Source organism: Pandoraea eparura (assembly GCF_902459725.1).
Taxonomy (GTDB): Bacteria; Pseudomonadota; Gammaproteobacteria; order Burkholderiales; family Burkholderiaceae; genus Pandoraea; species Pandoraea eparura.
On sequence record NZ_CABPSH010000002.1, the window covers coordinates 297,278 to 319,219 of the forward strand.

17 protein-coding genes are annotated in these 21,942 nt (G+C 64.1%); 8 read left to right on the top strand and 9 right to left on the bottom strand.

The window, feature by feature from the left end:
* Positions 1–152: 152 nt before the first annotated feature.
* Together leuA and PEP31012_RS05445 are read right to left on the bottom strand one after the other, a co-directional pair.
* Positions 153–1,865 (bottom strand): 2-isopropylmalate synthase, encoded by a 1,713-nt coding sequence (gene leuA / locus PEP31012_RS05440; RefSeq protein ID WP_150588322.1) that lies wholly within the window; start codon positions 1,863–1,865, stop codon positions 153–155.
* Positions 1,866–2,229: 364 nt separating this feature from the next.
* Entirely contained in the window at positions 2,230–2,703 is a 474-nt protein-coding gene (locus PEP31012_RS05445) for an Lrp/AsnC family transcriptional regulator (RefSeq protein WP_150551671.1), read from the bottom strand.
* A gap of 334 nt (positions 2,704–3,037) precedes the next feature.
* Here PEP31012_RS05445 and hppD point away from each other — a divergent pair, with 334 nt between their 5' ends.
* The 3 genes from hppD to PEP31012_RS05460 all read left to right on the top strand — a co-directional run bounded on the left by hppD (position 3,038) and on the right by PEP31012_RS05460 (position 7,079).
* Positions 3,038–4,111, top strand: coding sequence for a 4-hydroxyphenylpyruvate dioxygenase (gene hppD, locus PEP31012_RS05450; protein WP_150588323.1), 1,074 nt, complete (start codon positions 3,038–3,040; stop codon positions 4,109–4,111).
* Positions 4,112–4,275: 164 nt separating this feature from the next.
* Positions 4,276–5,664, top strand: a complete 1,389-nt coding sequence (locus tag PEP31012_RS05455) for an amino acid permease (protein ID WP_150588324.1) — start codon at positions 4,276–4,278, stop codon at positions 5,662–5,664.
* A 215-nt stretch (positions 5,665–5,879) separates the two neighbouring features.
* A complete protein-coding gene (locus PEP31012_RS05460; protein ID WP_150588325.1) occupies positions 5,880–7,079 on the top strand; it encodes an amino acid aminotransferase in 1,200 nt (399 codons plus the stop codon).
* A 112-nt stretch (positions 7,080–7,191) separates the two neighbouring features.
* On the opposite strand, the gene PEP31012_RS05465 is transcribed toward PEP31012_RS05460, so the two are convergent.
* The 4 genes from PEP31012_RS05465 to PEP31012_RS05480 form a co-directional block, all read right to left on the bottom strand.
* Positions 7,192–8,082 carry an MBL fold metallo-hydrolase gene (locus PEP31012_RS05465; RefSeq protein WP_150588326.1) on the bottom strand — a complete coding sequence of 297 codons (891 nt, stop codon included), beginning with the start codon at positions 8,080–8,082 and terminating at the stop codon, positions 7,192–7,194.
* A 46-nt stretch (positions 8,083–8,128) separates the two neighbouring features.
* Positions 8,129–9,487, bottom strand: a complete 1,359-nt coding sequence (locus tag PEP31012_RS05470) for an MFS transporter (RefSeq protein ID WP_150588327.1) — start codon at positions 9,485–9,487, stop codon at positions 8,129–8,131.
* Positions 9,488–9,552: 65 nt separating this feature from the next.
* Complete coding sequence (locus PEP31012_RS05475) at positions 9,553–10,569, bottom strand: succinylglutamate desuccinylase/aspartoacylase family protein (RefSeq protein WP_150588328.1); 1,017 nt, start codon at positions 10,567–10,569, stop codon at positions 9,553–9,555.
* A gap of 156 nt (positions 10,570–10,725) precedes the next feature.
* Complete coding sequence (locus PEP31012_RS05480; RefSeq protein WP_150588329.1) at positions 10,726–11,619, bottom strand: LysR family transcriptional regulator; 894 nt, start codon at positions 11,617–11,619, stop codon at positions 10,726–10,728.
* A 183-nt stretch (positions 11,620–11,802) separates the two neighbouring features.
* Here PEP31012_RS05480 and PEP31012_RS05485 point away from each other — a divergent pair, with 183 nt between their 5' ends.
* Positions 11,803–12,522: a glutathione binding-like protein gene (locus PEP31012_RS05485; protein ID WP_150588330.1), complete on the top strand. Its 720-nt coding sequence runs from the start codon at positions 11,803–11,805 to the stop codon at positions 12,520–12,522.
* A 124-nt stretch (positions 12,523–12,646) separates the two neighbouring features.
* Here PEP31012_RS05485 and PEP31012_RS05490 read toward each other — a convergent pair whose 3' ends face one another.
* Positions 12,647–15,202: a penicillin-binding protein 1A gene (locus PEP31012_RS05490; protein ID WP_425494933.1), complete on the bottom strand. Its 2,556-nt coding sequence runs from the start codon at positions 15,200–15,202 to the stop codon at positions 12,647–12,649.
* A gap of 58 nt (positions 15,203–15,260) precedes the next feature.
* Positions 15,261–15,977, bottom strand: coding sequence for a FadR/GntR family transcriptional regulator (locus tag PEP31012_RS05495; RefSeq protein WP_150588331.1), 717 nt, complete (start codon positions 15,975–15,977; stop codon positions 15,261–15,263).
* Between the two features lie 323 nt (positions 15,978–16,300).
* Between PEP31012_RS05495 and PEP31012_RS05500 the strand changes: the two genes are divergently transcribed.
* From PEP31012_RS05500 to PEP31012_RS05515, 4 genes are all read left to right on the top strand, one after another.
* Positions 16,301–18,016: a lactate permease LctP family transporter gene (locus PEP31012_RS05500; protein ID WP_150588332.1), complete on the top strand. Its 1,716-nt coding sequence runs from the start codon at positions 16,301–16,303 to the stop codon at positions 18,014–18,016.
* Positions 18,017–18,095: 79 nt separating this feature from the next.
* On the top strand, positions 18,096–18,878 hold the full coding sequence (locus tag PEP31012_RS05505) for a (Fe-S)-binding protein (protein WP_150588333.1): 783 nt from the start codon (positions 18,096–18,098) through the stop codon (positions 18,876–18,878).
* Positions 18,875–20,284: a lactate utilization protein B gene (locus PEP31012_RS05510; protein WP_150588334.1), complete on the top strand. Its 1,410-nt coding sequence runs from the start codon at positions 18,875–18,877 to the stop codon at positions 20,282–20,284. The genes PEP31012_RS05505 and PEP31012_RS05510 overlap by 4 nt, the downstream gene beginning before the upstream one ends.
* Positions 20,281–20,910: a LutC/YkgG family protein gene (locus PEP31012_RS05515; protein WP_150588335.1), complete on the top strand. Its 630-nt coding sequence runs from the start codon at positions 20,281–20,283 to the stop codon at positions 20,908–20,910. Before PEP31012_RS05510 ends, PEP31012_RS05515 begins: the two co-directional genes overlap by 4 nt.
* Positions 20,911–20,955: 45 nt before the next feature.
* On the opposite strand, the gene PEP31012_RS05520 is transcribed toward PEP31012_RS05515, so the two are convergent.
* Positions 20,956–21,528, bottom strand: coding sequence for a cytochrome b (locus PEP31012_RS05520; RefSeq protein ID WP_150588336.1), 573 nt, complete (start codon positions 21,526–21,528; stop codon positions 20,956–20,958).
* Positions 21,529–21,942 lie beyond the last annotated feature (414 nt).

Here is a 21,942-nt window from a genome sequence, read left to right on the forward strand (position 1 = left end):
GCCTGTGTTTCAGGGCCGGGCGTGCGTGCGGGACCGGGTAGGTCCCGCCACGCCGCGCCCGGGTCCCGTCGGCATGATCGATGCCGGTCGGGACGCGTCTGCCCTCAATCTCCTTCCATCCTTCTCGTTCTTCCCCTGCTTGCCGCGACCGTTCAGACGGCCTTGGCGACGTCGCGCATGACGGCGTCGAAGAACGTTGCCTGCGCCTGCGCGTCGCTGCGGGTGTAAGCACGGTTGATGCCGCTGATCACCGCCCGGATCGACGCAGTCGTCAGATTCGCATCGATGCCCACGCCGAACGCGCTGCCCACGATGGCCTCGCCGGCCAGCTCCGCGATGGCGATCGCTCGGGCGTCGGCGCCTTGCGTGAGGGCGCGCTCCTCGTAGTGCTGCACGCGCACCGGCGTGCGCATGGCGTGCATCAGGGCGTCGAGCGGACCGTTACCGGAGCCCGACACCGTCGTGCGCTGGCCGTGAATGTCGAGCGTCACGGCGATCTGCTGGCGGCCATCGCGCTCCGACAGCGTGTGACCGACGTAAGCGACCGGCTCGCTCGACGCCACGTATTCCTTCTGGAACAGTTGCCAGATCTGCGATGCGGTGACTTCGGCGCCCGTCTCGTCGGTGTAGCGCTGCACAGCCGAGCTGAAATCGACCTGCAGGCGACGCGGCATCTGCACGCCATACGACTGCTCGAGCAGATAGGCGATGCCGCCCTTGCCCGACTGGCTGTTCACGCGAATGATCGAGTCGTATGTGCGGCCGAGATCGCTCGGATCGATGGGCAGGTACGGCACTTCCCACACCGTGTCCGGTTTTTGCGCGGCCAGGCCCTTCTTGATGGCGTCCTGATGCGAGCCGGAGAACGCGGTGAACACCAGGTCGCCAACATACGGATGACGCGGATGCACGGGCAATTGCGTGCATTCTTCCGACGTGCGGGCGATCTCGTTGATGTTCGAGAAGTCGAGGCCCGGATCCACGCCCTGCGTGTACAGATTCAATCCAAGCGTGACGAGGTCGACGTTGCCGGTGCGCTCGCCGTTGCCGAAGAGGCACCCTTCAATGCGATCGGCACCGGCCATCACGGCCAGCTCGGCGGCAGCCACGGCCGTGCCGCGATCGTTGTGCGGGTGGACCGAGAGAATCAGCGAATCGCGACGGGCGAGGTGACGGTGCATCCACTCGATCTGGTCGGCGTAGTGGTTCGGCGTGCCGATCTCCACCGTGGCCGGCAGATTGACGATGCATTTGCGCTGCGGCGTGGGTTGCCACACGTCGAACACGGCGTCGCACACCTCCTTGGCGAACTCAAGTTCAGTGCCGGTGAACGTCTCGGGACTGTATTGCAGCGTCCATTGCGTGTCCGGCGCGGCGTCGGCACAGCGCTTGATCGTCTTGGCGGCAGCCACGGCGAGCGCCTTCACACCGGGCTGATCGAGGTTGAAGACGATGCGGCGGAATTCGGGGGCGGTCGCGTTATAGAGGTGGACGATGGCGCGCGGCGCGCCCTTGAGGGCGGCGAACGTGCGTTCGATGAGGTCGTCGCGCGCCTGCGTGAGCACTTCGATGGTGACGTCGTCGGGAATGTGACCGCCTTCGATCAATTCGCGCACGAAGTTGAAATCGGTGTCGGACGCCGACGGGAACGCCACTTCGATTTCCTTGAAGCCGATGGCGACGAGCGTCTTGAACATGCGCATCTTGCGCTGGGCATCCATCGGCTCGAACAAGGCCTGGTTGCCGTCGCGCAGATCGGTGCTCATCCAGATCGGGGCGCGCGTGATGGTGCGGCTGGGCCACTGTCGGTCCGGGATATTGACCGGGGTGAACGGGCGGTACTTCGTAGCGGGGTGCTTCAACATGGCGTAGTCTCGAGGGTCGGCAAACAGTGGCAACCGGACGACGCATGAACGCAGATAAGCTACGACCGCCGGTTGGAGGAACCGGGGCTCAGATCGGCGTAACTGGGGAAAATCAGCGGTGCTTCAGAGAAGTCTTCAGACGATGCACGCGCGCAGCAACGGACCAAGCCCGGTGGAGCGGGCTAGTAGTCGTAGCGAGAGGGAGAATTGCGCGGTGATCATGGCGCTCATGAAATCACAGATTTTCAGGCACTGTCAACCATGATGTGTGGCGTCGCGACATTTTCATCGTGGGCGGCCATGGGGGTCGTGGCCGCCGCAGCCCCGCCATCAGGGGCGTCGAGGGTTCAGTCGGTGGCCGCCATCAGGGCGTGAGCGGCACGGCCGAGGTGCACTTGATTTCGTCGAGACAAACGCTCGACTTGACGGCACTGACGCCCGGAATCCGCATCAGCGTATCCAGCAGAAACTCGGACAGCGCCTTCAGATCCCGGGCGACGACCTTGAGCACGTAGTCGATATCGCCCGTCACGGAAAAGCACTCCTGAATCTGCGCCAACTCCGCCACCAGCCCCTTGAAGTTCGACAGGTCGCGGATGTGACCTCGCTCCATCGTCACATGGACGAAGGCGACCACGCCGAAGCCGAGCCGCTGCGCGTCGAGCCGTGTGTCGTAGCCCTTGATCACCCCCATCTCCTCGAGCCGTCGATGACGCCGCAGGGTCTGCGCGGGCGACAGCTTGATCGCCTCGGCCAGTTCAAGATTCGAAATCCGTCCATGCGACTGTAAAACCCCCAGCAACCGGACGTCGATTCGATCAATCTCGATGTCATGCACTTTTCCCTCTCCTTTGTCACATATACCGAAATATTAGTGCATAAACTAGGGTTTCCCTAACACCGTTACGAAATCCTATTTTGCGGTGACACCCTTACACTGAGCGCGGTAAAACGTCGTTAATGCACGCCACATTCCCAACATTTCAGGGTCTTCGGCGAAAGGAACGGGCGAAACACCCTATCCCGACTAGACGGTCGACAAAACACAATTTTGTTGCACTTCTCAACGTCGCCCCCGGTGTTCAACACATAACCACCGCCAGGCAGTGCAAGCGACCCACGCATCCGACACCCCACCAATCACCTGAACCACCGAACCAGCCGAGACGATCATGGCCGACCTGTTTGACAACCCGATGCAATTGATGGGCTTCGAATTCGTGGAATTCGCGTCGCCCACCCCGAACGTCCTCGAACCGATTTTCGAGCAGATGGGCTTCACGCTCGTGGCCCGTCACCGCTCGAAGGACGTGGTGCTGTACCGCCAGGGCGGCATCAACTTCATCGTGAACCGCGAGCCGAACAGTGAAGCCGCGTACTTCGCCGCCGAACACGGCCCGAGCGCCTGCGGCATGGCATTCCGCGTGAAGGACTCGCACAAGGCCTACGCCCGTGCGCTGGCGCTCGGCGCCCAGCCGGTGGAGATCGAGACCGGCCCGATGGAGCTGCGTCTGCCCGCGATCAAGGGCATCGGCGGCGCGCCGCTGTACCTGATCGACCGCTTCGAGGAAGGCAAGTCGATCTATGACATCGACTTCGAATTCATCGAGGGTGTCGACCGTCATCCGGTGGGCCACGGCCTGCGCCTGATCGATCACCTGACGCACAACGTGTATCGCGGCCGCATGGCGTACTGGGCCAACTTCTACGAGAAGCTGTTCAACTTCCGCGAGATTCGCTACTTCGACATCTCGGGCGAATACACGGGTCTGACGTCCAAGGCCATGACGGCGCCGGATGGTAAAATCCGCATCCCCCTGAACGAGGAATCCGCCAAGGGCAGCGGCCAGATCGAGGAATTTCTGATGGCCTTCAATGGCGAAGGCATTCAGCACATTGCGTTCCTCACCGACAACCTGCTCCAGGTGATCGACAACCTGCAAATGGCCGGCGTCGATCTCATGACCGCACCGAACGACTTCTACTACGATGCGCTCGAAACCCGTCTGCCCGGTCATGGCCAGCCGATCGGCGAGCTGAAGTCGCGTGGCATTCTGCTCGACGGCACGACCGAAGGCGGCAAACCGCGTCTGCTGTTGCAGATCTTCTCGAAGACGCTGCTCGGCCCAGTGTTCTTCGAATTCATCCAGCGTGAGGGCGACGACGGCTTCGGCGAAGGCAACTTCAAGGCGCTGTTCGAATCGCTCGAGCGCGATCAGATCGAGCGAGGCACGCTCAAGGTCTGAGTCCGGGGGGAGACACGATCATCGGCACGCGCCGATGATCCCAAAGGACACGGCGACGGCGTCATAAGCGCCGCGCCGTGGCGGCTCAACGGTTCCGGTTCGTTCGCACAGCACGAAACAGAGAAGCGCGCCGCATGGCAATGAAGGTAGGGTAAGGAACAGACATGTCCGCCAATGCACCACAAGAAGGTTCGCTCCACCGCGGCCTGAAGAATCGTCACATCCAATTGATCGCGCTGGGTGGCGCGATCGGCACCGGCCTCTTTCTCGGCATCGCCCAAACCATCAAGACCGCGGGTCCGTCAGTCCTGCTGGGCTACGCGATTGCCGGTGTTGTCGCGTTTTTCATCATGCGACAGCTCGGAGAAATGGTCGTCGACGAGCCGGTCGCCGGTTCGTTCAGCTACTTCGCCAACAAGTATTGCGGCCATTTCGCGGGCTTCGTGTCCGGCTGGAACTACTGGGTGCTCTACGTGCTGGTCTCGATGGCCGAACTCTCGGCCGTGGGCATCTACGTCCAGTACTGGTGGCCCGCCATCCCGACGTGGGTGTCGGCCCTCGTTTGCTTTGGCGTCATCAACGCCATCAACCTCTCGAGCGTGAAGTCGTACGGCGAGATGGAGTTCTGGTTCTCCATCATCAAGGTCGGGGCCATCGTCGGCATGATCGGGTTCGGCGGCTATCTGCTGCTCTCCGGCCACGCGGGCCCGGAAGCCAGCGTGACCAACCTGTGGCGGCACGGCGGCTTCTTCCCGAACGGCGTGTCAGGCCTCGTCATGGCGATGGCCGTCATCATGTTCTCCTTCGGGGGGCTGGAACTGGTCGGCATTACGGCGGCGGAAGCGGACAACCCGTCGCACACCATCCCGCGCGCGACCAACCAGGTCATCTACCGTATTCTGATTTTCTACGTTGGTGCGCTCGGCGTGCTGCTCTCGCTGTACCCGTGGGAGAAGGTCGTCTCCGGCGGCAGCCCGTTCGTGCTGATCTTCCACGCACTGAACAGCAACGCCGTGGCCAATGTGCTCAATGCGGTAGTACTGACCGCGGCACTGTCGGTCTACAACAGTTGCGTGTACTGCAATAGCCGCATGCTCTACGGTCTGGCCGGTCAAGGCAATGCGCCGCGCGCGCTGCTCAAGGTCAACCGTCGTGGCATTCCGCTGCTGGCGCTGGGCGTCTCGGCCGCCGCGACCGCCGTGTGCGTGGTGATCAACTACTTCATGCCGGGCAAGGCGTTCGAACTGCTGATGGGGCTGGTCGTGTCGGCGCTGATCATCAACTGGGCGATGATCAGCGTGATCCATCTGGCCTTCCGTCGCGCCAAGGCGCGCGCGGGCGAGACAACGCTGTTCAAGAGCCTTGGCTACCCCCTCACGAACTACGTGTGCCTGGCGTTCCTCGGCGGCATTCTGGTGGTGATGTACCTGATCCCGGACCTGCGCATTTCGGTCTACCTGATTCCCGTGTGGCTGGTCGTGCTCGGCATCGGTTATCGCGTGCGTCAGAAAAAAAGCGGCGTAGCGCCGGTTCAGGCCAGCGCGGCACGCTGACGTCATCGGCCCAAGGCTGACGGGCATCGGCAGCCGCCGGTCACCACGCCTCTCGGCCTCCCCTCGGGCGCCAACCGCCCGGGGGCATACCCGGCGATACCTCACTAGCGGTATCATCAATCGTTTGGCGCCGTCGGGGCCGCCGGAACCTACCGGACGGTCCGGCGCCCTCGAGCCCGCACTCCCGACTTTCTTTCGTTTTTCCAGGAACCGCCATGTTCGAACATATCGATGCCTATCCCGGTGACCCGATCCTCTCGCTCAACGAGAATTTCGCCAAGGACCCGCGCACCAACAAGGTCAACCTGAGCATCGGCATCTATTACGACGACGCTGGCCGCCTGCCGGTCATGCAGGCCGTGCGTGAGGCCGAAACGCAACTGCTCGGCGAAATCGGTCCGAAGCCGTATCTGCCGATGGCGGGCCTGGCCACCTATCGCGACGCCGTGCAAGCGCTCGTGTTCGGCGACGATTCGCCGGCGCGCGCCGATGGCCGCATCGCCACGGTGCAGACGCTCGGCGGCTCGGGTGCCCTCAAGGTCGGCGCCGACTTCATCAAGCGCTACTTCCCTGGCGCGCAGGTGTGGGTGAGCGATCCGACGTGGGACAACCATCGCTTCATCTTCGAGCGTGCCGGTTTCACCGTGAATACGTATCCGTATTACGACGAAGCCACCGGCGGCCTGCGTTTCGACGCGATGGTCGACGCCATCGACAAGCTGCCTGCGCGCAGCGTGGTGCTGCTGCACGCCTGCTGCCACAACCCGACCGGCGTCGATCTGAACGACGCGCAGTGGGTGCAGTTGATCGACGTGCTCAAGAAGCGCGAGTTGCTGCCCTTCGTCGACATGGCGTATCAGGGCTTCGGTTCGGGTCTGGACGCCGATGCGTTCGTGATTCGCGAACTGGCGCGTCAGGGCGTGCCGGCCTTCGTCGCCAACTCGTTCTCGAAGAACTTCTCGCTGTACGGCGAGCGTGTCGGCGGCCTGTCGGTGATCTGCGAGTCGGCGCAAGCGGCCGATCGCGTGCTGGGTCAGCTCACGAGCGCGGTGCGTTCGAACTACAGCAACCCGCCGACGCATGGCGCGAAGATCGTTGCCAAGGTGTTGAGCACGCCGGCACTGCGCCAGTCGTGGGAAGCCGAACTCATGGCGATGTGCCAGCGCATTGCGCGCATGCGTGGCGCGATTCATGAAGGCCTGCGCGGGCACATCCCCGAAACAATGCTTTCGCGCTACCTCGAGCAGCGCGGCATGTTCACGTACACGGGGCTGTCGGCGGCGCAGGTCGATGTGCTGCGCGAGACCTACGGCGTCTATCTGATCCGCTCGGGCCGTATGTGTGTGGCCGGCCTCAACGAGAAAAACGTGGCGGTGGTCGCTGACAGCATTGCCAAGGTGCTGAGCCAAGGCTGAGCGTCGTCTTAGACTGGAAGCCTCACGAGAAAGGGACGGCGCGTGCCGTCCCTTTCTCATTCCAGTGCGACTTTATTGGCGATCAGCACGGGGGGTTGCCCGCCGTGCCTTATCACCTTGGCGTGGGCATGAGGTACTGCCACGTCAGCCCGTCCGCACCACGCACGACCTTGCCTGCCGAACCCTCCGGAAAGTGAGCCGGAAACACCGTGGTTCCGGTCTCAACGGCCAGATCGAGCAAGCTGCGGCGCGACACGCCGGCCTGAACCGGGTCGAGACAGAACGCCGAACACCATTCGGGACGATAGACCTGCACGGGGCTGTGCATGACATCGCCCGAAAACAGTGCGGTCTCCCCCTGAGATGTGATTGAAATGGCCATATGCCCCGCGCTGTGGCCCGGCGTCGGCATGAAACGAATGCCGTCGAGTATCTGGTCACCGCCGTCGGGCACCTCATGCACAAGACCGGCGTCGAACAGCGGCAACACACTGTCTTCGAACACCATTCGACGTGCGGCGCCCGAGCCGGTGTCGAAGTATTCGCGTTCACGCCGGGCGAACACATAGGTGGCATTGGGAAAGACGGGTACCCAGCGTTCTCCCTCGCGAAAGGTGTTCCAGCCAACATGATCGACATGGAGGTGTGTGTTGAACACATAGTCGACACGCCGGCGATCGAACCCCGCCGCGCTCAAGCGCTCCAGCACGGGATTCGACAAACGGTCGAACAACGGACTGAAGGCACGCGTCTTGTCATTGCCGATGCCGGTGTCGACGACGATCGTCAGGCCGTCGAGTTCCACGACCCACAGATGCGTTTGCAGTCCGACGAGCCCGCTCGATCGGTCGAACGAGGCCGGCGAGAGCTTTGCCGCGAGTTCGGCCCCCGCCGTTGCGTCCCAATCCGGGAACAGACGCGACGCGGGCAACGAGAAAGCGGTCTCGAAAATGCCGGTGATTCTGGCGGCTCCCACACGAAAGACGGGCAATGACGAGGTCATGATCCAAGTTCCAAAACGTTAGGCCGGGCACACAGGGGCACGCGCATCACTCGCTACCGGATGCCGTGGGTAACGCGGCTCGGCGCGTGGCCAACGCATAGCAAAGGAAGCTGGCGATCGCCGCGACGGTGCCCACCATCGCCAGCGCCGTGCCCAGACTGCCTGGCGTTTTTCCAAGGTGCTCGTTGATCGCTCCAACCGCAAACGGACCGACACTGCCGCTGATGGCGTTGGTCATGAAAACGAGCAACGCTATCGCTCGGCCGCGCATCCGGTTCGGCAGCGCGATCTGAAGCGGCACGGGCGCGAGCGCCATCGCAATGCTGGCCGCGAAGGCGCACGCGCCATACAGCACGACTGCCGCCAGACTATGACTCATCAGCGGCATCGCGAACGCGGCGGGAATCAGGATGGCCGCACCGCCAGTGGACAAACCCAGCACCCGGCGCAGCGCACTACGATCGGTCGCACGCGCTGCGAGCAGACCCGCACACACCACACCGAGCATGCCGCCCAGCATATAGGCTGGCGCCGCCAGTTCGCCGACCGTCCGGGCGTCAAGCTGGAACTTGCGCATGAGTAGCGCCGGAAACCAGGCAGCGTGGGCGTAGAAAAGCGTGATCAGCGCCACATACGCCGCAAAGTACGGCAGGCAAAAGCGATTCCTCACGAAGAGTTCGCGCATCACTTCCCGCATCGACGGCAAGTCGTCCTTGCCCGCGGCACCGGCATGCCCAAGGCCGCGACGCATGGGTTCACGCACCGTGAACAACACCAAGGCGCTCAGCAGGAAGCCCGGCAGACCGACAGCCACGAACACGGACTGCCACGGCGTCAGTCCATAGGTGGCCAACCAGGCGCTGGCGGCGTGATCGCTGCTCAGAGCAAACAGGAAGCCGCCGCCGGACAACGCCAGCCCGCCGCCGACATACGGCCCCAGCATGAAGATGCTGCTGGCGCGGGTGACCTTTCGGGGGGCGAAGAGATCGCTGAAGATCGACAGCACGGCGGGGCTGAGCGCCGCTTCCGCCACGGCCGTACCGGCGCGCGCGAGCAACAGCTCGGTAAAGTGGGTCGCAAACCCGCACAGCACCGTCGACGCGCCCCAGATCGCCACGCAGGCCGCGATCAGCTTCACACGATTGGCTCGGTCGACCCAGCGCGCCACGAAGACGCCCGCCGTGGCGTAGCACAGGGTGAACGATAAACCTTGCATCAGACCGATTTGCACATCGGTGAGCCCCAGCGTTTGCTTGATCGGCTGCACGAGAATGCTGACGACCTGACGGTCGAGATAGGAAAACGCAAAACAAACAAAAAACAGCAGCACCACATAGCTGAAGTAGCCGGCGTGTCCGCGTTGCGCATCTTCCGGCGTGGCGATGAGGGTGGGGTGAGCGCTCATGAGAAAGTCCTGTTTGACATGCAACGTGTCGAAGTGATGGAGGGCGGGGGCGGGCGCGGTATGCGTCAATCCCGGTGGCTGTCGCTGGCGAGCAATGCGATGCAGTCGCCCGGTTCCACCCGGGCGAACGTGCGCATGCACATCACCGTGCCGTCGCTGCGGAAGGCGATTTCGCGGGGTACCTCCCACGGGGCGTGCGGATCGAACAGGCGTCCGGCCAGTTGCCCTTGGCGCACGTCCTCGCCCAATCGGAACGCGGGCTCGAACACTCCGCCCACCGGCGCATAGACGTAATGCCTCGGCCCGTGAACCGCCATGACGCGTGTGTCGAGCGCCGGCGTCGGGATGTCCTCCGACGTGACGCCCAGCACGCGCAAAACGCGTCGCAAACCGGTTTCGACGATGGCGAGATTGGCGGCGTCGCAACCCGCGCCACCGCCGAATTCGCCGCAGAGAAACAGTTTGTCGTGGCGTTGCGCCGCGGCGCCGAAGGTGCGGTCTTCGCCGAGCAGATCCATGACCATTGTGTATGGCGCACCAAACGCACGGACCAACTGCAGATAGATGTCTCGGCGCGCCGCATCGGCGGGTGGCGCGGCCAGCAACGTGGGCGCATGATCGAACGATGCCCCGCCCGCGTGCAAGTCGATCACGACGTCGGCGCGGGGCAGCAGCTCGCTTTCCACGTAGTGCGCGATCATCTCGGTCGGCTGCCCATTGCGCGCACCGGGAAACAGCCGATTCAGGTTGCCCTTGTCGATGGGGGACGTCCGTGTGCCGTTCGCGAACGCCGGAAAATTCAGTCCTGGAATCAGGATCAACCGGCCGCGAATCGACATGTCGGGCAGGCGCCGCATCAGCTTCATCAGGGCGATGGGACCTTCGTATTCGTCGCCGTGATTACCGCCCGTGAGCAGCACCGTGGGCCCCGTGGCCGAGCCCGCGTTCAACACGGCCACCGGAATGGGGATGTGACCGTAAGCGGATCGGTCGTGAGAGTAAGGCAAGCGCAGCGTGCCGGTCTGAAGACCGGTGCGATCGTAGTCGATATCGGAAGCGATCAGGGAAGCAGAGTTTTGCATGACGAGAGAGTGAAAAGCCAGGCAACGCCTAGGGTGAATTCACTATCGCAGACGCAAAAATGCTTGACCAATGCCGTTCATTGACCAGGGTGATGCCTCAAACGCATCGCCCGCGGTGGCGGCGTTTGCCGCCGCGTTCCGTCGTCCCCGTGGTCGTCAGGCCGCCTGAACGCTCGCCAACTGCTCGATGAACCGCTGCAAGGCAGGCTGCGGCGGATGCTGGGCCGAGTGGCAGAACGCCAATGGCAATCGCACCGAGAGATCGCGGATGGCGGCGAAGCGCACGCGTGCCGGCGGTCGGTCGCGGTTCGCGTCGTTGACGATCGCCAGCCCGACACCCGCAGACACTAGCGAGAGGATCGCCGCCTCTGTTGACACTTCCTGACGGATGTCGAGCGTCAAGCCGCGCTCGGCGCACGCGGCGATCAAACGATCGTAGTAGGCGGGATAAACCGCGCGCGGAAAAGCCACGAAGGGGTGGGCGCGAAGCGACGCGACGTCCACGTCGCCCTCTCGCCCCAACGGCCAGTCCACGGGCACCGCGAGGACGACATCGTGTTCGAGCAAGGGCACCTCGGCGCAGCCTTCTCGCAATGCGCCGAAGCGATAACAAAACCCGCCGTCCAGCGTACCGGCCGCGATGGCGTCGAGCTGCTCGGGCGTGTTCATGGGTATCAGTTCGAGCGCCACTTCCGGCGTGGCGCGCTGAAAGGCATTGAAGGTGGCGGGCACCAGACCATTCCAGGAAGCGTTCTCGACAAAGCCGATGCGCAACCGGCCGGTGACGCCCGACGCAAGACGCCGCGCGGTACGGTTCGCGTTTTCGACCCGGGCCAGGATGTCACGGGCTTCGGCGAGGTAGGCTGTGCCGGCCGCGGTCAGCACAAGGCCGCGAGCCGTACGCGTGAAGAGCGCTGCCCCGATGGTCTCTTCGAGATCCCGGATCTGCCGGGACACGGCCGGTTGCGTCACGTGCAGAATCTCGGACGCCGCACGCACGCTCAGTTGCTCTGCCACCGCAATGAAGTATCGAAGATGCCTGAGTTCCATGGTCCGGCCGAGGAAGGGGCTTCGTGTCTCGCCACCGAAGACAGCCTCCGCGCGACGGCACAAAGTGCGAGCAGTCTACCGGAAAAGCCCGACGCCACCGTGCCCGGCAAGCCTGACGACTTGGCGGTATATTGATCGTCCCGCGGCGCTGCGCGTCGCTTCCTCACGAACGCATCGATCCCCATGTCCGATCTGTCCGCCGATTTGTCCCAGTTCCCCATCACCCGCAAGTGGCCGGCTGTGCATCCCGAGCGTCTGCAACTGTATTCGCTGCCCACGCCCAACGGCGTGAAGGTGTCGATCATGCTCGAAGAAATCGGGCTGCCCTATGAAGTGCATCTGGTGAGCTTTCAGACCGACGACCAGCTCTCGCCGGCGTTCCTGTCGCTCAATCCGAACAACAAGATTCCCGCGATCCTCGATCCGAACGGCCCCAACGGCAAACCAATGCCACTGTTCGAGTCGGGCGCGATTCTCTGGTACCTCGCCGAGAAGACCGGCACGTTGCTGCCCGCCGATCCGGCCGCGCGTTACGAGACGCTGCAATGGGTAATGTTCCAGATGGGAGGCGTCGGGCCGATGTTCGGCCAGGTCGGCTTCTTCCACAAGTTCGCGGGCAAGGACTTCGAGGACAAGCGTCCGCGCGACCGGTACGTGAACGAAGCGAAGCGTCTGCTCGCGGTGCTAGACGCCCGTCTGGCGACGCACGCCTGGATCATGGGTGACGAGTACACCATCGCCGACATCGCCACGTTCCCGTGGATCCGAAACCTCGTCGGCTTCTACGAGGCGGCCGAGTTGGTCGGTTTCCAAGAGTTCAAGCACGTGAAACGCGCGCTCGACGCGTTCGTCGCACGCCCCGCCGTGATTCGCGGGCTCGACATTCCGAAACGTTCTGCCTGAGCGCGCCAATCCGGCCGGGGCATCGAGGCGATGGCCGGCAGGTGAATGCGAAGCGGCGCGATGATCGTTAGGCGCCCGCCGGACGCTGGATCGACGACCGGCAGGGTGAGCCTTGCTGCATTGGCTACGGCGAAACCGCGCTGGACGCGGCCGGCGACGACGGCGTCACTGGCTGAGCCGACGGCGACGCCACGCCGCCCACCGAACCGGAGGGCGTGGTGGTGCCGTTCGACGACGTCCCGCCCGGACCATTCCACTCGCCCGGCACGCCCGGAATCGTGGTGCCATGCGGCGTGCTCGCTGGCAGTCCCGACTCAGGCTGCGCCAGCACGGCCGACGCGACCGGCACCGGCAGCGGCCCGCTATCGCTCGCGATGGCGGGCGCGGTGTCCGCGGGGGCGCGCGTAGGCGCCGCCGCACGCTTTACAGGCGCTTTCGCCTTGTGCGCCGGTTCGGGGGACTTCGCAAAAAGCCCCGTCACCCAATCCGAGGCGCGCGTCCACCAGTCGCTGTACCAATGGTGATTGTCCGGCGCTTCGAACTTCGCATTCGCATCGATCACCTTCGAGCGCAGCGCCCGCGAGAACACATCGCCGACGATCGGCAGCGCGCTATGCGCGCCCTGCCCCCAGTAATCGCTGCGCAGCGTCACGCGACTGTCGTTGAAGCCAACCCACGCGCCCGCCACCAACTGCGGCTGCATGAGGATGAACCAGCCATCGGCGTTGTCTTGCGTCGTGCCGGTCTTGCCCGCCACATCGGCGCGAATGCCGAAGCGCGTGCGAATCGCATTGCCCGTGCCGCGATTGATGACACTGCGCAGGGTATCGAGCAGCGTGTAGTCGTCGTTTACGGAGAGCGCCCGCTCGGCGCGCGCCGGTGAGAACGTGGCGAGCACGTCGCCCGCGCTGTTCGTGATCTCGGTGACCATCGTCGGTTCGCGATACTCGCCGCCATCCGCAATGGTGCCGTACGCGGCCACCATCTCCTTGAGCGAGACGGGGCTCGTGCCCAGCGCCAGCGACGGCACCGCATCGAGCTTGCTCTCGCGCACGCCCATCGCCCGGGCCAGTCCGGCCACGCGCGACGGCCCCACGTCCTGCATCAGTTGTGCCGTGACGGTGTTGCGCGATTGCGCCAGCGCGTCTCGCAAGGTCATGGGCTTGTTGGTCGGCGCAGTGTCGTCGCTCGGTCGCCAGATCTCGCCGCCCGCAAGCGGGATGTCGACGACCTGGTCGACGATGGTGTCGTCGGGTGTTCTGCCCTTGGCGAAGGCCGCGCCATACACGAACGCCTTGAACGTCGATCCCGGCTGACGGCGCGCCTGCTGAACGTGATCGAACGGATCGGTCGTAAAGTCGCGGCTGCCGACCCACGCGCGAATCTCACCCGTGCGCGGATCGATCGCCAGAAAACCGGCCTGCACCCGGGTCTTCGTCGTGCGCAGATTCTGCATGAATGTTTTGTCGGCGAGCAGGCGCTTCATCGCAGCGTCGGGCGCTTCGCCCCCCGCCACCGCGTTGCGATACTCGGCCGATTCGCGCACGAACGCATGCACCAGTGCCGCACTGTCGCGCCAGCCGCCGCGCGCCGACCAGTTCGCGTCGGCAATGCCCTGCAACTGATTGGCCTGATGCGTAAGCGCCTGCGTCGCCATCGTCTGCAAGCGCGAGTCGATGGTCGTATGCACGACGAGGCCGTCGGAATAAATGTTGTAATCGTGACGATCGGCCCAGCCGATGAGCCACTTGCGCAATTGCTGGGCAAAGTGCGGTGCGGGTCCCGGCTCCTCGGTCTGTCGTTCGAAGTCGATGCGCAGCGGGCGCTTCTGCAACGCGGCGAGCTTCGACGCGTCGAGCCCCCCGAACTTGACCATCTGGGCGAGCACGGTATTGCGACGTTGCAGCGCACGCTCGGGGTTGATCACCGGGTTGTAGTAACTGTTGCCCTTGAGCATGCCGACGAGCGTGGCAGCTTGGAGCAAATCGAGCTGATCGGCGGACTTGTCGAAGTACGTGCGCGCGGCCATCTCGATGCCGTACGCGTTGTACAGGAACGGCACCGTGTTCAGGTACGTCTCGAGAATCTCGGGTTTCGTATAGAGCGCTTCGATCTTCAGCGCGGTGATCGCTTCCTTGAGCTTGCGCGTGAGCGTGGGCGCACGGCCGATCTCGTCCGGATACAGATTGCGGGCGAGTTGCTGCGTGAGGGTCGATCCCCCCTGCCGGTCGCCGGAGAACGTGTGCAGCGCCGCCGATGCCGTGCGCTTCAGGTCGATGCCGTGATGCTCGTAAAAACGGTGGTCTTCCGTCGCGACCAGCGCCTTGACGACATTCGGCGACACGTCTTTCAACGGCACCCATTCACGGTTCGCCGGCCGGAATTCGGCAAGCAGCTTACCGTCGGCCGACAGCACCTGCGCCGGTCGGTCGATCCTGGCGCGACGAATGTCGCGAATGCTCGGCGTGAACGGAATCAGGATCAGCGTGTAGGCAATGAGCAGACACGGCGGCGCCGCCATGGCAATGAGTACGCCCCGGCGCGTGGGATGGCGCACGTGAGACCACGCGCGAGCCGCATACGGCTGCAGGGGTTGCAAGAGGTGCAGGCCATGCCGGCCCGTTCGGGCGATGGCATGCAACAGCGACGACAACAGCGACGAAATCGGGCGCTTCACGATGGGGGAATGCGTGGCAAAGTCCGCATCCTACCAAAACCGGCAGTCGGACCCGGCAACCTCAAGGGACGATCGGCGCCGGCGCGTCCGGTTCGAGCTTGCGCCACACGAAGCCGATGTGCTCGCGCATGATGCGGCGCGCAGCTTCCGGCTGGCGCGTGCGAATCGCCTCCCAGAGCGCCAGATGGTGCGCGAGGATGGTTTCCGACGCCTGCTCGCGCAACTCGAACAGCCCCGAGTTATTGAGCGAGATGTGCTCGTGGAGCATCTTGACCACACTGCCTTGAAGGTGCCGGAGCATGGCGTTGTGCGACGCATTGGCCAGCGCCGTATGAAAGTCGCCGTCGAGCCGCGACTCGCGCACGGTGTCGCCGCGCTCATGCGCGTCGACCAGCCCATCGACCAGTTCGGCCAGACGCGCCAGATCTTCATCGGTCGCCCGCACCGCCGCCAGATAGGCCGTGGTGCCCTCCAGCATCAAGCGGAATTCGAGCATGTCCGGACGCAACTCCGGATGATCGCTCACGAGTTGCCGCCACGGCGAAATCAACCCCGTCTGCAACCGATCCGACACATAAACGCCTGAGGCGGCCCGCGTTTTGAGCAGGCCCCGGGCGACGAGACGTTGCAGCGCCGCGCGCACCGTCGAGCGCGCTACGCCCAGCGATAGCGCCAGCGCGCGCTCCGAGGGAATGCGCTCGCCGGGCACCCAAACGCCTTCGATCAAACGGGTTTCGAGTTCGCGCGTGATGCGCTCGGTCAGATTGGGACCGCTCACGGTGATGTCTCCTGCGACAGGTCGGATGCGCGCGTTGGTAGCGACGCCGGGCTCGCCTTGCGACACACGAGCCCCTCGATGGCTGGGCGTGCGCTATTGACGCATGTTTGGGCTTTGCCGCGATTCTGCCCTGTCAATCCTCACCCACGGCAACTGGTACGACCAGTTTGCCCGAACGTTTCTCGGGTGTCGATCATCGCGTCAGCCGGACATCGCGTCCGTGCCAACCGTCGTGCCAACCGCCTGACAAACGCGGCCGCGCGCACGGCGACACCGCCGGACCAAGCCTTATAGCAATCGATCACCAAATCGAGGAGACGCAAGTGGAAGTGTGGGTACAGAACTACGTGCCGGGTGGCACCCTATGGATCGCGGCGCTCATGGCCGCGTTACCGATCGTCGTATTCTTCGTTGCCATGGCGGGACTGCGCATGAAAGCGCATGCCGCGGGCGCCCTGACCGTTGGCCTTGCGCTGGTCATCGCCGTCGCCTACTTCGGCATGCCGGCCAGGATGGCCGCCATGTCGGCCGTGTATGGTTTCGCTTATGGTCTGTGGCCCATCGCCTGGATCATCATCACCGCGGTCTTTCTCTATCGCGTGGTCGTCAAGACCGGACAGTTCGACATCATTCGCAGCTCGGTGGTCTCGCTCACCAACGACCAGCGTCTGCAGATGCTGCTGATCGGCTTCTCGTTCGGTGCGTTTCTTGAAGGCGCGGCGGGTTTCGGCGCGCCGGTGGCCATCACCGCCGCGCTGCTCGTGGGCCTCGGCTTCGAACCGCTGCGCGCCGCGGGCCTGTGCCTGATCGCCAACACCGCGCCCGTCGCCTTCGGTGCGATGGGCATTCCGATCATCGTGGCGGGTCAGGTGAGTGGCATCGATGCGTTCCATATCGGCGCAATGGCCGGACGCCAATTGCCGCTGCTCTCCGCCTTCGTGCCCTTCTGGCTCGTGTTCATCATGGACGGCAAGCGCGGCGTCAAGGAAACGTGGCCCGCCGCGCTCGTGGCCGGCGGCAGTTTTGCCGTCGCGCAGTACTTTTCGTCGAACCATATCGGACCGGAACTGCCGGACATCATCTCGTCGCTGTTCTCGCTCGTGTGTCTCGCCAGCTTCCTGAAGGTGTGGCAACCGAAGACGTCCGCCGCGCGCGCGCATACCGGCGTGGCGACGTCGGGCGGCACGGCAGCACTGGGCGGCCTTGGCGGCGTGGGTGGCCTGGGTGGCGGCTCGTCGCGCGGTACCACGCCGTCGCCCTATACGGCTGGCCAGATCCTGCGTGCCTGGTCGCCGTTCCTGATCCTGACCGGCATGGTCACGATCTGGAGCCTGCCGGGCTTCAAGGCACTGTTTGCGGCAACGGGCCCGCTGGCGTGGACCGTGCCGTCGCTGCATGTGCCCGGGCTCGACCGACTGGTGGCCAAGGCCGCACCCATTGTCGCCAAGTCGACCCCGATGGACGCCATCTTCAAGTGGGATGCGCTTTCGGCCACCGGCACGGCGATCTTCATCGCGGCCCTGCTCTCGATGGCCCTGCTGCGCATGAAACCTGCCGCCGGCGTGACGAGCTTCTTCGAAACCGTTGCGGAGTTGAGAAAACCCGTGCTGGCGATCGGCCTGGTGCTGGCGTTCGCGTTTGTCATGAACTACTCCGGCATGTCGACGACGCTCGCGTTGTTGCTCGCACACACTGGCTCGGCCTTCCCGTTCTTCTCGCCGGTGCTCGGTTGGCTGGGCGTGTTCCTGACGGGTTCCGATACCTCGTCCAACGCGCTCTTCGCCGGGCTGCAAAGCACCACCGCGCAGCAGATCGGCGTGTCGAACACGTTGCTCGTCGCCGCGAACACCACCGGTGGCGTGACCGGCAAGATGATCTCGCCGCAATCGATCGCCGTGGCATGCGCGGCCACCGGCCTGATCGGCAAGGAAGCCGATCTGTTCCGATTCACCGTATGGCACAGCCTGATGTTTGTCGTACTCGCGGGGGTGATCACCCTGGTGCAGGCTTACTGGCTCACGGGGATGCTGGTGCATTGAGCCTGTCCTTGTTGTAGACACTCGTCGCCGCGCCCGTGGTGCGCTGCGGCGAGTGTGTCGTCCCCTGTTGGAGAACCCCATGAAAGCGGCCTTGTTCGTCCCCTGTTTCATCGATGCCCTGTTTCCCGAAGTCGGCATCGCCACGCTGGCGTTGCTGGAAAAGCTCGGCGTGAGCGTCGATTACCCGCGCCGTCAGACCTGCTGCGGGCAGCCGCTGGCCAACAACGGCTGCGAAGCCGACGCCGCCGGGGCCGAGTCGCTCTTCGTCGACAACTTCGCCGGATACGACTACATCGTGGCGCCGTCGTCGAGTTGCGTGCATCACGTGCGCAAACATCTGCGTGCCGCAGGCGAGTCGGAACGCGCCGCCGCCGTTCGCGCCAACACCTACGAACTCACCGAGTTCCTGCACGACGTGCTCAAGGTCCGAGACTTCCCCTGGGCCACGTTTGTCCACACGGTCGGGCTGCACAACAGTTGCAGCGCGATCCGCCACCTGCACGCGGCATCTGCCAGCGAGATTCCCGGCGAACCGTGGTCGAAGGCGCGCACGCTGCTCGAAGGTGTGCGCGGCATCCGCTTCGCCGCGCCACGTCGTCCGGACGAATGTTGCGGCTTCGGCGGCACGTTCTCGGTGTCCGAGCAAGCCGTCTCGGTCAAGATGGGGCAGGACAAGGTGCGCGACCATCTCGACGCGGGCGCGCAGTTCATCGTCTCCGCCGACATGTCGTGCCTGATGCACCAGAAAGGTTGCGCGGCACGCGTGCAGACACCGATGCGTTTTCTGCACATCGCCCAAGTCCTCAATGGCATCGACGTCGACACCCTCGAACCGACGCCGCGTGCGGAGGTGAGCGCATGAGCCGGACGAAGCGCGTCGATCACGCGAAGCAGGCCGAGGCGTTTCTCGCCAAGACCGCGCACGTGGCGTTTCACGACAAACGCCTGTGGGATCTGCGCATGAAGCGCGATGCGCAGGCGGCGTCCATCGGCGAATGGGAGACGCTGCGCACCCTCGCGTCGCAGATCAAGGAACACACGCTCGCGAGGCTGGGTGACTATCTCGACCAGTTTGCGACGCAGGCCGAGGCCAATGGTGTGAAAGTCCACTGGGCCCTCGATGCCGCCGCGCACAACGCCATCGTGCACGGCATTCTGGCGGCGCACGACGTCAAGACACTGGTCAAGAGCAAGTCAATGCTCACGGACGAGTGCGAATTGCGCGAGTACCTTGAGCCGCGCGGTATCCATGTCATGGAAACCGATCTCGGCGAGCGCATCCAGCAACTCGACAATCAGCCGCCGTCGCATGTGGTTGTGCCCGCCGTGCACAAGCTGCGGGGTGACGTCGCCCAGCTTTTCGGTCGAACGCTCGGCACCGACCCCGACAACGACGACGTCCATTATCTGGCCGAGAGTCAGCGCCAAACCACACGCCCGGCATTTCTCGAAGCGGGCGCGGGCATGACAGGCTGCAACTTTGCGGTCGCGGAAACGGGCACCGTCGTGGTGTGCACCAACGAGGGCAATGCCGACCTGTCGGCCAACGTGCCGCCGGTGCATATCGTCTCCATCGGCATCGAGAAGCTGATTCCGCGCATGGTCGACCTCGGCGTCTTCATTCGCTTGTTGTCGCGCAGTGCGCTGGGTTCGCCGATCACTCAATACACGTCGCACTTTCGCGCACCGCGTCCCGGCACGGAGATGCATTTCGTCATTGTCGACAACGGCCGCTCGGCGCGTCTCGCGATGGACGACTTCTGGTACTCGCTCAAATGCATCCGCTGCGGGGCCTGCATGAATACGTGTCCGGTCTACCGGCGCAGCAGCGGCCTGTCGTACGGCAGCACCTACGCGGGACCGATCGGCGCCATTCTCAATCCGGCCTCCGACCTCAGGCGCTACAGCGCGCTACCGTTCGCGTCGACGATGAACGGCAGTTGCACCAATGTCTGCCCTGTGCGCATCAACATTCACGAGCAGTTGTACAAGTGGCGTCAGATCGTGGCCGAGGAAGGCGAGTTGCCTCGCGTCAAACGCAGCCTGATCAAGGTGGCCGGGAAGCTGCTTGCCAATCCGGTGCTGTATCGCGCATCGGTCAAATCGATGAACGCCGCCCTGCACCGTCTGCCCAATCTGGTGCTCTACAACCCGCTCAACACGTGGGGCAAGGGTCGCGATCTGCCCGATGCCCCCAAGCAGACCTTCCGCGACTGGTACGACGCCAATAGAACCTCGCGCGACGCGACAAGCAAGGAAACGCCATGAGCACTTCCCGCAACGAATTTCTCACGCGCGTACGCGCCGCGCAGCGGGTCGCGTTGCGTGACGACGACCACGCTGCCGACGTGGTGTACGAACGCTTCCCCTTGCCCATGCTGCCCGTCTTCGACACCCCCGAGGGCAACCGGCGCGAGCGTTTTGAACGAAGTCTCGTCGCGATGGGGGGCAAGCTCGCGACGCTCGACTACGCGCACGAACTGCCCGCATGGCTCGCCGAACGCTTCCCCGGCGTGACGCCCGTCACCGCAACCGCGGAAGCCGCCTCGGCGGCACCGCTCGACGTCGCGCGCACGCCGGCGTCGCTGCACGACGTCGACGTCGGCATCGTGCGCGCCCGCTTCGGTGTCGCCGAGACCGGCTCGGTGTGGCTCTCCGAACAGGAGTACGGTGTCAACGCGCTCGGCTATCTCGTGCAGCACCTTGTGGTGTTGCTCGACCCGCGCGACATCGTCGATGGCCTGCAGGACATCTACCGATTGCCCGACTTCGCGTCGGCGCGCTACGCGGTACTGGTCACTGGCCCCTCGGCGACTGCCGACATCGAAGGCGTGCTGATTCAAGGCGCGCAAGGCGTGCGCTCACTCACGGTCGTGCTGCTGCCGCGCGGTTGATTGCGTTGCAACGCTGCCAGGTGGCGCGTAACGCCAACGCGCCCGTCAAAGCATGCGGCGCAGCGTATCGTCGCGCCGGAAGTAGTGATGCCACAGCGCCGCCAGCGCATGGAAGCCAATCACCCAGTAGAACGCGTTACCGATCGTCTCGTGGATATCCTTGATCGACCGGCTCGTCTGTTCGTCTTTCCCGATGAACTGCGGTAGCGCGATATCCAGCCCGGGAACTGTGAGCGTATGCCCTTGCGCATTGAGCGTCAGATAGCCCAGCACCGGTTGCGCGAACATGAACAGATACAGCAGCAGGTGCGCGCCCGACGATCCGGCTCGCACCCACCACGCTTGCCCCGGCAGCGCGGCCGGCGCGCCCTTGATCATTCGCAACAGCAACCGCGGCACGGCCAGCACCAGCACCCCGAGCGCGGTCCATTCGTGAATCGTCAGGGACATCGCACGCTGGGCGCTGCCTCTCGGCAAATAGCCCTTGATGATCACGGCGGCATAGGCGATCACGATCAGCAATGCGATGGCCCAGTGAAAAAAGACCGAGGGCGGCGCATAGCGCTCGCCGGGCAGGAGCGGCGAGCCGCGCGAACGGAGTTTGATCGTGTTATCCATTTGGGGACGCCTCAATGTTGGAGGTGCCCTATTATCGCGTTCGTCACCCGACAAGAAAAGGTCGCCAATTGTCACATTTGTGACCAACGATCTTTCTGAATATTCGGAATCCTCCTTCCCATAGGCCGATCGACTATGCCGACAATACGTCTGAAGCGCGCCCCCTGTGATGTTCGCGCTCGTCCACGACGAACCTCCTTGGCCGACGCACCTCCGGTCGGCCTTTAAGCCCCGCTCGCGGGGCTTTCTTTTTTGCCGCCCCGCGCTCCGTGCGTACGCCTCCCATCGTTACAGGTCCGACGCACACGACGGAAGCCATCACCGAGCCGTCTCGCTGCGGAGCAACATTCGCCATGTGCATCGGTGAAATCAGCTTATCGCTGCAGTGCGGCGATAGGGTTGTGAACTATCCGA